General features: G+C 42.4%; 12 protein-coding genes and 1 pseudogene (1 of these 13 cut by a window edge). 8 read left to right on the plus strand and 5 right to left on the minus strand.

Annotated features, from left to right (window positions below):
- Together rimI and tsaD are read left to right on the plus strand one after the other, a co-directional pair.
- Positions 1-386 carry the 3' portion of a ribosomal protein S18-alanine N-acetyltransferase gene (rimI, locus tag CD004_RS00035; protein WP_102260890.1) on the plus strand. Its footprint begins 64 nt before the window's first position, so 386 of the gene's 450 nt are visible here — the last part of the coding sequence; its start codon lies beyond the left edge, outside the window; its stop codon occupies positions 384-386.
- Positions 386-1,417, plus strand: coding sequence for a tRNA (adenosine(37)-N6)-threonylcarbamoyltransferase complex transferase subunit TsaD (gene tsaD / locus CD004_RS00040; protein ID WP_102260891.1), 1,032 nt, complete (start codon positions 386-388; stop codon positions 1,415-1,417). The genes rimI and tsaD overlap by 1 nt, the downstream gene beginning before the upstream one ends.
- Positions 1,418-1,820: 403 nt before the next feature.
- Here tsaD and CD004_RS00045 read toward each other — a convergent pair whose 3' ends face one another.
- The gene (locus CD004_RS00045) at positions 1,821-3,749 is read right to left on the minus strand and encodes an ABC-F family ATP-binding cassette domain-containing protein (RefSeq protein ID WP_102260892.1); all 1,929 of its coding nucleotides are present in this window, start codon (positions 3,747-3,749) and stop codon (positions 1,821-1,823) included.
- 178 nt (positions 3,750-3,927) lie between these two features.
- Here CD004_RS00045 and moaC point away from each other — a divergent pair, with 178 nt between their 5' ends.
- Positions 3,928-4,422, plus strand: coding sequence for a cyclic pyranopterin monophosphate synthase MoaC (gene moaC / locus CD004_RS00050; protein ID WP_102260893.1), 495 nt, complete (start codon positions 3,928-3,930; stop codon positions 4,420-4,422).
- A gap of 27 nt (positions 4,423-4,449) precedes the next feature.
- Complete coding sequence (locus CD004_RS00055; RefSeq protein WP_102260894.1) at positions 4,450-5,115, plus strand: redox-sensing transcriptional repressor Rex; 666 nt, start codon at positions 4,450-4,452, stop codon at positions 5,113-5,115.
- Positions 5,116-5,138: 23 nt separating this feature from the next.
- Here the strand turns inward: CD004_RS00055 and CD004_RS00060 are convergent, their stop codons facing one another.
- Both CD004_RS00060 and CD004_RS00065 read right to left on the minus strand, forming a co-directional pair.
- Positions 5,139-5,339, minus strand: coding sequence for a YdiK family protein (locus tag CD004_RS00060; RefSeq protein WP_102260895.1), 201 nt, complete (start codon positions 5,337-5,339; stop codon positions 5,139-5,141).
- Positions 5,340-5,342: 3 nt separating this feature from the next.
- On the minus strand, positions 5,343-6,074 hold the full coding sequence (locus CD004_RS00065; RefSeq protein ID WP_102260896.1) for a CPBP family intramembrane glutamic endopeptidase: 732 nt from the start codon (positions 6,072-6,074) through the stop codon (positions 5,343-5,345).
- Positions 6,075-6,457: 383 nt separating this feature from the next.
- Here CD004_RS00065 and groES point away from each other — a divergent pair, with 383 nt between their 5' ends.
- The gene (groES, locus tag CD004_RS00070) at positions 6,458-6,742 is read left to right on the plus strand and encodes a co-chaperone GroES (protein WP_041967795.1); all 285 of its coding nucleotides are present in this window, start codon (positions 6,458-6,460) and stop codon (positions 6,740-6,742) included.
- A gap of 57 nt (positions 6,743-6,799) precedes the next feature.
- A complete protein-coding gene (gene groL / locus CD004_RS00075; RefSeq protein WP_102260897.1) occupies positions 6,800-8,428 on the plus strand; it encodes a chaperonin GroEL in 1,629 nt (542 codons plus the stop codon).
- A 370-nt stretch (positions 8,429-8,798) separates the two neighbouring features.
- Here groL and CD004_RS00080 read toward each other — a convergent pair whose 3' ends face one another.
- Together CD004_RS00080 and CD004_RS00085 are read right to left on the minus strand one after the other, a co-directional pair.
- Complete coding sequence (locus CD004_RS00080) at positions 8,799-9,689, minus strand: manganese catalase family protein (RefSeq protein WP_102260898.1); 891 nt, start codon at positions 9,687-9,689, stop codon at positions 8,799-8,801.
- 24 nt (positions 9,690-9,713) lie between these two features.
- Positions 9,714-9,923, minus strand: a complete 210-nt coding sequence (locus tag CD004_RS00085) for a YuzF family protein (protein WP_102260899.1) — start codon at positions 9,921-9,923, stop codon at positions 9,714-9,716.
- Between the two features lie 509 nt (positions 9,924-10,432).
- Here CD004_RS00085 and CD004_RS00090 point away from each other — a divergent pair.
- A pseudogene (locus CD004_RS00090) lies at positions 10,433-10,969 on the plus strand (cupin domain-containing protein); the annotation flags it as partial.
- Positions 10,970-11,053: 84 nt separating this feature from the next.
- Complete coding sequence (locus CD004_RS24235) at positions 11,054-11,281, plus strand: DUF5661 family protein (RefSeq protein ID WP_226679458.1); 228 nt, start codon at positions 11,054-11,056, stop codon at positions 11,279-11,281.
- The last annotated feature ends 107 nt before the right edge of the window (positions 11,282-11,388 follow it).

The following is an 11,388-nucleotide window of genomic DNA, read 5'->3' on the forward strand; positions in this document are numbered from 1 at the left end:
AGGTAAATTCCTTTACCATTCCATGGAGCCGGGAAGCCTTTTTCGATGAATTGACGAAGAATCAGTTTGCTCGTTATCTTATAGTGGAAGTGGATCAGAAGGTAGTTGGTTACTGTGGTGTGTGGATTATCATTGATGAAGCACACATCACAAATATAGCCCTACTTCCAGAATACAGAGGATTGAAGCTGGGTGAGGCGCTTATGGCAAAGGTAATGGAGCTGGCTCGTGAAATGGGCGCATTAAGGGTGACGCTTGAAGTCAGGGTCAGTAATGAAAGGGCCCAAAACCTTTATCGCAAGTTTGGATTCGAAGAAGGGGCAATTAGAAAACAATATTATACAGACAATATGGAAGACGCTTTAGTAATGTGGGTGAATTTATAATGACAAAAGATCAATTAATAATGGGAATAGAGACAAGCTGTGATGAGACGGCTATAGCGATTGTGAAAAATGGACGGGAAATCCTTGCGAATGTAGTCGCCTCTCAGATTGAGAGCCATAAGCGTTTCGGAGGGGTAGTTCCGGAGATTGCGTCAAGGCATCATGTTGAACAGATCACGCTTGTGTTGGAGGAAGCATTAGCACAGGCAAAAGTGGATATTAAGGATCTGGATGCCATTGCGGTGACAGAAGGACCTGGCCTGGTTGGTGCATTATTGATTGGCGTTAACGCAGCCAAAGCGCTGGCGTTTGCGAATGGCATTCCACTCATTGGTGTCCATCATATTGCCGGCCATATCTATGCGAACCGTCTTGTGACGGAGATGAATTTTCCGCTGCTTTCACTAGTAGTGTCCGGCGGGCATACTGAGCTCGTCTATATGAAAGAACACGGTCATTTCGAAGTGATTGGCGAGACACGGGATGACGCAGCAGGCGAAGCTTATGACAAGGTAGCGAGAACATTGCACCTTCCTTATCCAGGCGGTCCGCATATCGACAGGCTGGCTCATGAAGGAAAGGCAACAATCGACCTGCCACGTGCATGGCTTGAGGAAGGATCCTATGATTTCAGCTTCAGTGGGTTGAAGTCTGCTGTGATCAACGTTGTGCATAACGCACAGCAGCGAGGAGAGGAAATCGCACCGGAAGAGCTTGCAGCTAGCTTCCAGGAGAGTGTTATTGATGTACTTGTTACAAAAACTCAAAGAGCTGTGAAGGAATATGGTGTAAAACAAGTACTGGTTGCTGGAGGAGTTGCGGCGAATAAAGGGTTGAGGGAGAAATTATCCACAGAATTTGCAGATTCAGATGTGGAAATTGTCATACCTCCATTATCTTTATGCACAGACAATGCTGCAATGATTGCCGCTGCAGGCAGTGTTTTTTATGAAAAAGGCCAACGGGCCGATTTATCCTTGAATGGAAATCCTGGTCTGGAGATAACTATCCACAACGAAAGTCGGAAGTAGAAAATTTGTTGTCAGACTCTTCTGTGGATATGTTGGTGTTTTAAGAACAAATCTGTGTACAATGTGGATAAAATAAGCCGATTTTGTGGATAATGTGGAAAAGTCTCTGGATAAGCCATAAATCAGTCTTTACTATGTGAATAACTATGTGAACAAAAAGTCCCGGTTTTCAAATCGGGACTTTTTTGCACTTCTCCTATTGTGCAAAGTCCATTTTATTCGCAAAGATTTATCGATTGCTTGTAAATAACTTAATTTATTCGCAAAAACCGAGCATTTATTTGCAAATACATGCTATTTATTCGCAAACTGGAAAAATCAATAGATAATTTCCAGTTTATAATTCCAAATTTACTCCTTGCCACAGAAAAAACGGGCAAATTCATGCCCGTTTAGTCAATTACTACGCCAATTCTGCCCACTCTTCCATCAATTCATCGAGTTTTTCTTTGGCGGCTTCAATTTTATTATTGAATTCTCCCGCTTTTTCGTGATCCTGGAAGACTTCGGGATCACAAAGCAACTCTTCATATTCTGCTACCTCTGTTTCCAGCTTGTCGATGAGCGCTTCCACTTCTTCCATGCGGCGTTTGCGCTGGCGTTCGAGTTTTTTCGCTTCTTTGTCCTGCTGGTATGATGTCTTATCCTGCTTTGAGTTGTCCACAGTACTCCCTGAAGCTTTGGCGGCCTGCTCGGCCAGTGCCTTCAGCTCTTCCTGCTCGAGCTTTTTATCGACGTAGTAATCGTAATCGCCAAGGTATTCAGTTGAGCCACCACGGTCTAGCTCAAGGACCTTTGTCGCAATTCTGTTGATAAAATAGCGGTCATGTGAGACGAACAGGATGGTGCCTGGATAATCAATAAGTGCATTCTCAAGAACTTCCTTGCTGTCGAGGTCGAGATGGTTTGTCGGCTCGTCCAGAATTAAGAAGTTAGAGTTTTGCAGCATAAGCTTGGCCAGTGCCAGACGGGCTTTTTCGCCGCCACTTAAGGTAGAAACGATTTTTAGAACATCATCACCTGAAAAAAGGAAATTCCCCAGCACGGTGCGGATTTCTTTTTCCGGTTTAAGAGGGTATTCGTCCCATAGTTCGTTCAGAACCTTTTTATTCGAGCTTAGTTCTGCCTGTTCCTGATCATAATAGCCGATTGAAACATTAGAACCGTATTGAATATTGCCGGTTATCGAAGGCAGTTTTTCAACGATTGTCTTTAATAAGGTAGACTTTCCGACTCCATTTGGTCCAACGAGTGCTGTGCTGTCGCCACGGGAAAGGTTGAATGTGATATTTTCAGAAACGACTTCATTTTGATAGCCGACAGCAAGTGTATGAACCTTCAGGACATCATTCCCGCTCTGGCGTTCAATTTGGAAGCTGAACGATGCGGATTTTTCATCACCTTTGGGCCTGTCCATCCGGTCTATTTTTTCAAGCTGCTTCCGACGGCTCTGGGCACGCTTGGTTGTTGATGCCCTGGCCAGGTTCCGCTGGATAAAATCCTGCAGCTTGTTGATCTCATCCTGCTGCTTCTCAAACAGTTTCAGATCACGTTCGTAATTCGCGGCTTTCTGCTCTAAATACGAGCTGTAATTTCCAGGGAACTTCGTCAGCTGATGGCGGGAGATTTCATATACCTGGTTCACGACCTTATCCAGGAAGTAGCGGTCGTGAGAAACGATCAGGATGGCTCCGCTATAGCCCTGCAAATACTGCTCAAGCCACGATAGCGTGTCAATATCAAGATGGTTCGTCGGTTCATCGAGAATCAAAATATCCGGACGGGTCAATAAAAGTTTCGCCAAGGCGAGTCTAGTTTTCTGTCCCCCGCTTAAAGTGGATATTTTTGTGGAATAATCAAAAGAATGGAAGTTAAGACCGTGAAGGACGGAACGGATATCTGCTTCATATTGGTAGCCGCCTTTTTCCTTGAACTGGACCTGAAGCAGGTCGTAGTCTTTCAAGACTCTGTCGTATTCTGTCTGATTTGACAATATGCCAGGATCCGACATTTTTTCCTCCAGCCGGCGCAAGTCTTTTTCCATGCTGTGCAGGTGGTCAAAAACGGCTAGCATTTCATCCCAGATACTTTTCTCGGATTCAAGCCCGGTATTTTGCGCGAGATAGCCGATCATCGTCCCTTTTGGGCGGATGATTTCACCGCCATCATGCGATTCGTAGCCGGCGATGATTTTCAGCAGTGTCGATTTTCCTGCCCCGTTCCGGCCGACTAGCGCTACTCGGTCGTTGGTCTGTATTTCAAACTTTATATTCGATAAAATAAGATCAGCAGCAAAATATTTTGATAGCTGATTAACTTGTAATAAAATCATTATTTTCACCTCTATTGCCTTAGAGATAGTGTAACCCATTAATATATGCACGGCAATATGTGTGAACTGCTATAGGCAGTATGTTGTAAAAAATTCCCTATATATTGTGAACACTGAAACAAAGTTCACACACAAGTTTGACAAAATAGTGTATCATTTGGTAGAAAGGAGCTTTAACATGGCAGAATTTACGCATTTTAACGAAGAGGGCAGAGCGAAGATGGTCGATGTCAGTGAAAAACCGGAGACGGTCCGTACGGCAGTCGCCCATTCAAGCATAACTGTGAACGAAGATATATATGTGAGAATCACTGAAAATAAAATGAAAAAAGGGGATGTACTGGCTGTCGCGCAGGTAGCTGGCATCATGGCGGCGAAAAAGACGTCAGAAATCATCCCGATGTGCCACCCGATTCCATTGACAGGCATTGACCTTTCATTCGATTGGGAGCAAAATGATAGTGACTATATTTTAAATATTGCAGCAGCTGTAAAAACAAAAGGGAATACAGGTGTGGAAATGGAAGCGTTAACAGCAGCTTCAGCATGTGCGCTGACTGTTTATGATATGTGCAAGGCCGTTGATAAGGGCATGGTGATCGGCAAGACGTATCTTGTCGAAAAAACCGGCGGAAAGAACGGAGATTTTAAGAGAGAAGAAAAGTTGAAGTAGAAGTACAGACAGGGTGGAGGATGGAGAATGACGAATGATGCTATGAAGATTCCGCAGGCAACCGCAAAACGGTTACCACTGTATTACCGTTTCTTATTGAACTTGCATTCTTCAGGAAAGCAAAGGGTATCGTCCGCTGAACTAAGCGAAGCGGTAAAAGTGGATTCAGCGACAATCCGAAGGGATTTTTCCTACTTTGGAGCTTTAGGTAAAAAGGGATACGGCTATAATGTGAATTACCTGCTTACCTTTTTCCGTAAGACATTGGATCAAGATGAACTGACGAAGGTTGCCTTGATTGGTGTCGGTAATCTGGGAACAGCGTTTTTGAATTATAACTTTTCCAAGAACAATAACACGAAAATTGAGATTGCCTTTGATGTGGACCCAGGCAAGGTTGGCACGAAGATTGGCGACGTGGCAGTGTATCACATGGATGATCTTGACAAGGTTGTCGTGGAGGAAGGGATCCAGGTGGCTATCCTGACTGTTCCTTCAGCAGTTGCACAACCGATAACAGACCGATTGGTGCAGGCAAATGTTAAGGGAATCCTCAACTTCACGCCGGCGAGACTGAATGTACCACCTTCCATAAGGATCCATCATATTGATTTGGCAGTTGAGCTGCAGTCATTGATTTATTTCTTAAAACATTATCCAACAGATACTGAAACAACTGAATCAGTCGAATAAAAAATAGCTCCTTGCTGAAGGAGCTATTTTTTCTGTATATTTTTCACTTTAAAATGGAACATGATCATCCTGATGCCGGACCCGAAGTCGAAGGTGGCAAGGGCTACAAGCAAATAGCTAAAGAATCCCCAGCCTGTCTCGTTTACATTCTGGATGGCAAAATAGGTGAACAAGCTGCCTAACAAGATGTAGACAATGCCTGAAAATAAAGGCGATTGCTTCATAACTTAAAATCCCCCAATAAAGCTTTGAATTTTCTCTGCTTCTTTTATCATTCTCTCAATGTCTTCCCTAAATACGGATTGAAGCAGGACAACCATTGTATTCATTGTAACGTGGGCGATGATTGGCACGATGATCCGCTTTGTTTTTACATAAAGGAAAGCAAAGGTGAAGCCCATTGCTGAGTATAGAATCACATGTTCTGGCTCCATATGTGCAAGCGCAAAAATGACGGAGCTGATCAGCGCTGAGAAAAAGAAATTCATTTTCTTATGCAGGCTGCCGAATATGATTTTACGAAAGACGATTTCCTCTAATATTGGACCGATAATTGAGCTGACCAAAATGACGACTGGAAACATCTCAATCAGCTTGATGATTTCCTGCGTATTCTCCGATCCCATTTCGATGCCAAGCATGTTCTCGATGCTAGCCGCGATTGATTGTGCGAACAGTGCAAGGAATACACCTGCGAAAGCCCAGGCAGCTGAGCTTGCCGGGGATGAAGCATCACGCAGGTCAGTCTCTGTCCTGCGTTCTTTTCTTAGAAGCAGCAGCACAATTACAAGTGTCAGCGAAAAGCTGATAACGAGCCAGTATGGAATCGAGAGCGTCTCCATTTCTTTAAGGCTTTTTCCCATTGCAGCTCCGATAAAGGCAACAATCGGAATGCCGATCAGGCTAGAAAGCTGCATGACAATATAGGCAATAATGACGTACCAGTATTCCTTTTTCAATATGATAATCTCCTTCTATTCGGATCGGTCTATGTGTATGCCAGAAAAGCTATGATAAGAATGCTATCTATCCATTTTACTAGTAATCATCGGGAAAGTTCAAATATCAGGGTGTCTCATGAATGTTTTGGTTAAAATTACTTTGAACCGGCATACTCTTTAAGGTGGTCTTTTTTGGCCAGTCTGCCTGCAAAATCGCGAAATATAGTACATGCTGTCGAAGGAAAAGAGGTTAGATTTTTCTGCTAAATTTTATAAAAAAAATTAGACTTCACGCTTGCAAAAAAAATATAGATTCATTATTATATAAATTGTGTTAGCACTCTATTGAGGCGAGTGCTAATAAAAAATAATCTACATATAATTTGAGGAGGTTGTTTCACTTGATCAAGCCACTAGGAGATCGCATTATTATCGAGCTTGTTGAGTCTGAAGAAAAAACTGCAAGCGGTATCGTTTTACCAGACACAGCGAAAGAAAAACCTCAAGAAGGTAAAGTCGTAGCTGTTGGAACTGGCCGTGTTCTAGAGAACGGCGAGCGTGTTGCTCTTGAAGTTGAAGTCGGAAACCGCATTATCTTCTCAAAATACGCAGGCACAGAAGTGAAGTACCAGGGAACTGAGTACCTGATCCTACGTGAAAACGACATTCTAGCAGTAGTGGAATAATCACTGAGATTATAGACAGAACGTTATAAATTAAAATTCTGAGGAGGTCTTTCTACAATGGCTAAAGAAATTAAGTTCAGTGAAGAAGCACGCCGCGCGATGCTTCGCGGGGTTGATTCTCTTGCAAACGCAGTAAAAGTAACTCTTGGACCAAAGGGACGCAACGTGGTTCTTGAGAAGAAATTCGGTTCACCTCTTATCACTAATGATGGTGTAACGATTGCAAAAGAAATCGAACTTGAAGATGCATTCGAAAACATGGGTGCTAAGCTTGTTGCTGAAGTAGCAAGCAAGACGAACGACGTTGCTGGTGACGGTACGACTACTGCAACCGTTCTTGCTCAAGCGATGATCCGCGAAGGTCTTAAGAACGTAACTGCCGGTGCTAACCCAATGGGCATCCGCAAAGGTATTGAAAAGGCTGTTGTTACAGCTGTTGAAGAGTTAAAAGCTATTTCTAAACCAATCGAAAGCAAAGCTTCTATCGCACAGGTTGCGGCTATCTCTGCTGCTGACGAAGAAGTTGGCCAATTGATTGCAGAAGCGATGGAGCGCGTTGGCAACGACGGCGTTATCACAATCGAAGAATCTAAAGGCTTCACTACAGAATTGGATGTTGTTGAAGGTATGCAGTTCGACCGCGGATATGCATCTCCTTACATGGTAACTGATTCTGACAAAATGGAAGCAGTTCTTGAAAACCCATATATTCTGATCACTGACAAGAAGATCGGCAATATCCAGGAAATCCTTCCTGTCCTTGAGCAAGTTGTACAGCAAGGCAAGCCATTATTGATCGTTGCTGAAGATGTTGAAGGTGAAGCACTTGCTACATTAGTAGTCAATAAGCTTCGCGGAACATTCAATGCAGTAGCTGTTAAGGCTCCTGGTTTTGGTGATCGCCGTAAGGCTATGCTTGAAGACATCGCTGCATTGACTGGCGGGGAAGTGATCACGGAAGAGCTTGGCCGTGACCTTAAGTCTGCTACAATCACATCTCTTGGACGCGCATCTAAAGTTGTTGTTACAAAAGAAAACACAACAGTCGTTGAAGGTGCTGGAGACAGTGCTGCAATCGAAAGCCGCGTAAATCAAATCCGCGTTCAAATGGAAGAAACAACTTCTGAATTTGACCGTGAAAAATTACAAGAGCGCCTTGCTAAGCTAGCTGGCGGTGTTGCAGTCATCAAGGTTGGTGCTGCTACTGAAACTGAATTGAAAGAACGCAAGCTTCGCATTGAAGATGCTCTTAACTCAACTCGCGCAGCAGTTGAAGAAGGTATCGTATCAGGCGGTGGCGTAGCGCTTCTTAACGTATACAACAAAGTGGCTGGAATCCAGGCTGAAGGCGACGAAGCAACTGGTATTAACATCGTCCTTCGCGCTATGGAAGAACCAGTTCGCCAAATCGCTCACAACGCTGGCCTTGAAGGTTCTGTAATCGTTGAGCGCCTTAAGCGCGAAGAAGTCGGAACAGGCTTCAACGCTGCAACTGGCGAGTGGGTAAACATGATTGAAGCTGGTATCGTTGACCCAACTAAAGTTACTCGTTATGCACTTCAAAACGCAGCATCCGTATCTGCAATGTTCCTGACTACTGAAGCAGTAGTTGCAGACCTTCCAGAAGAAAAAGGCGCTGGAATGCCTGACATGAGCGGAATGGGCGGAATGGGCGGCATGATGTAATAAGCTGTTGAATCCCTTGGTATATAAGGGGTTTGAAAGTGATTTGCAACATAATGCAAATTTAAAGAGGCTTTCTCATTAGTTGAAAAACTTTTGGGAGGCTTCTTTTTCATTTCTTGCGTTTTATGGAGATAGACATTTTTGGTCATTTGGTCGTCTCTATGACCAAGGAAGTGGATTTCTGCTGAGACAGGGATTATGGCAAGAAGCAAAAACATGGGTGTATTAAGCTTTACGGCTGATCAATCCTGATACATGCTCCTAGCGGAAGTGAGTTTTAAATGAAAGCAGTCTAACTGCTAAACATAGAAGAAAGACCAGATTCCCCAATAGAAGAATCTGGTCTTATATTTTTCTTGCAAAAAATCCATCATAATTTTGCCATTAAACGCTTTTTGATTAATTCATAATCGTCCCTAGTGATGCCAGGAGCAAATTCTTCAGGTAGTTCCTCTAAGTCTGGAATTGGCCCGCCTTCAGGAGTGCCAATTTTCACTTCAAGCTGTTGCCCATTTTCCGGATTTGTTCCTTTCCAAATCATTCCGATATCCCTGTAATCTGTTTCGCTCCATGTATATAACACATTGCTTAAGCCTTGTTCTATGAATGGTCTTGCATAATCGAATTTTGAGTTATCAAGATTTGGAACTGGAAGCATTTTCGTCAAATCTACCCCGGTAGCAATTTCGATTGCTTTTGCATAGGCGAGCACATGTGTTCCTCCACGAACAAGCAAATATCCGATCATGGTTCTGGCAACTGGGTTATCAGTCATCTCATAAACTCTCATTTTATGTGTTCGTGCACCAATCTCGAGGAAAAAGTTATGTGTTAAATCCAAAACCAGATTACCGCTATTAAAAACATTATCACCAGTCCAAGGTCTTCCCATTGAATCACCTGGTATAGCCGTTTGAGCTGTAGAAATAAAATGGTGGGTGTTTCTCGCATTCAGCCCATTCTGAAGTGGAGTGATATCCGGAACCCCTGGAAAGGTATTACCCACAGACAACAAATTAATCGTATTAGAAACAAGTTCTACATGACCAAATTCTTCTGCTGTAATGCTCGCCACTAACTCATAGAATGGCTTTAGCTTTTTTTTATTTCTGAAGTTAAAAGACTGAAACATATAGTTATTTAAAGTAGACATCTCCCCAAACTTGCCACCCAAGAGCTCTTGTACTGCTGCTGCAGCATTCATGTCGCCATGTGCGGGTATAGGAAGTTCAATTGCCAATTTATTTATTCTTTTAAACATTATCTCCCCTCCACTTCTTTTTTGTTAACCAGGAAAAACCCAAATGATTTGCTGGGTTCGAATAAAAAAGGGAGTTCCGTTAGATTCGACAACAATGTGATCTGGCAATACATTTTTCAAGGAGCCACGGATGCTACCTTTTATTGTTTGAACAGTAACCATATTCCCAACAATGGTAGCTAATGTCTGATAAACATAGGGATCATAGAAGCTTAACAGGTCGTTGTTTGTCATTAATATCCTCCTATTTTAAAGTCATTCTTACTGAGTATATGTTTCTCGATATACAAAAAGACTGTCAAACAACTGTTCAATATGGCTCTTTACTTTCCTGAAATAATAAATGGCAATAGCACTTTTTTGGGCATTCCGTCATGGACATAGACATCGCACTATTGGAAGCGATTCAGGTATAATCATTTATCAGTTAAACTAATCATCAGTACCATTGGAAATAGAATCCAAAAAAATGGCTGCTATTTATAGGCGCTTTAATGTTAAAACTTCTTTTGGCTGCCTTTTTGAATTACTTAAATTAACCACCAGTGCTTAATAGCATTGGTGGTTTTACTTTCCAAAAGTACTTGAAGTATCGTCCTATTGGAGAATGCAATACTTGTTTAATCATTCGATTTTATAGAATAAGGAATCAGGCTCTATGATAATAAATCGAAGTACATTTCCTTAAAGGTTGCATAGGATACATATGATCGTTTTTAAAAGTTGGGAAGGGAAAGATGAAAATGTATAATGACTCATATTTGTATCCATTTCCATACCCTAATTATATGAATGCACAAAGAAACAACTATAGCAGTCAGTCAAGGAATTGGGTTGCAAATGGAATGTATCCTCTTCGTTTTTCTAATGAGTCGACTGATTATGGATCAACCCCATTTGTCATTAACATTAATGAGGCTGCGAAGCAAAACAATACATTCCGTACTGCTTTATGGACTGGAACAAAGCTTCAATTAACTTTGATGAGTCTGAATGTTGGAGAAGATATTGGTTTGGAAATGCACCCTAATGTCGATCAATTCTTACGTATAGAACAAGGACAAGGAATTGTTCAAATGGGTAAAACAAGGGAAAACTTAAGCTATCGCTGGGAAGTGTATGATGATTCAGCAATCTTCATACCTGCTGGAACATGGCATAATTTAACCAACACAGGAACTGCGCCATTGAAGATTTACTCAATCTATGCCCCGCCAAACCACCCATTCGGTACAGTTCACGCAACAAAAGCAGATGCTGAGGATAGCCATGGTAATCGTTACAGAAATGGAAGCATTAATAGAGTAACTAATTCGGCCAATGCCAAAACAGCCTTCACCAAAGAGGAGGCAGCTGCGATCGCTTTGCTACTGGGTATAGATTTTAACAAAACTAAGTTTGATTTAAACGAGTTTTGGATGGGAGTTAATACTGAGCTTGAACATGGAAGAAAATATAATCAGACAAATGTAACTGCGGATGACCCTATTACTACTGGAAAAATAGCGTTAGCTCATCTTAGTGAGTTTCCTGATTATTATCAAAGGTTAAAGAAGCTGGAAGAGGAAGCAAAGGCATATTGGAACAAATGAGTAAAGTGATTAAATATGCATGAAGTGAGAGGAACAAAGGACTCCCCAACTGAGCTGAGTGGGGAGTTTTTCTGTTCCAGCTGCCATCCCAAGGCTTGAAGGTCTAC

The organism is Mesobacillus jeotgali (assembly GCF_002874535.1).
Taxonomy (GTDB): Bacteria; Bacillota; Bacilli; order Bacillales; family Cytobacillaceae; genus Mesobacillus; species Mesobacillus jeotgali.

Coding starts and splice junctions, on each gene's coding strand:
- tsaD (WP_102260891.1), top strand. CDS start 386: ATGACAAAAGATCAATTAATAATGGGAATAGAGACAAGCTGTGATGAG.
- CD004_RS00045 (WP_102260892.1), bottom strand. CDS start 3,749: ATGATTTTATTACAAGTTAATCAGCTATCAAAATATTTTGCTGCTGAT.
- moaC (WP_102260893.1), top strand. CDS start 3,928: ATGGCAGAATTTACGCATTTTAACGAAGAGGGCAGAGCGAAGATGGTC.
- CD004_RS00055 (WP_102260894.1), top strand. CDS start 4,450: ATGACGAATGATGCTATGAAGATTCCGCAGGCAACCGCAAAACGGTTA.
- CD004_RS00060 (WP_102260895.1), bottom strand. CDS start 5,339: ATGAAGCAATCGCCTTTATTTTCAGGCATTGTCTACATCTTGTTAGGC.
- groL (WP_102260897.1), top strand. CDS start 6,800: ATGGCTAAAGAAATTAAGTTCAGTGAAGAAGCACGCCGCGCGATGCTT.
- CD004_RS00080 (WP_102260898.1), bottom strand. CDS start 9,689: ATGTTTAAAAGAATAAATAAATTGGCAATTGAACTTCCTATACCCGCA.
- CD004_RS00085 (WP_102260899.1), bottom strand. CDS start 9,923: ATGACAAACAACGACCTGTTAAGCTTCTATGATCCCTATGTTTATCAG.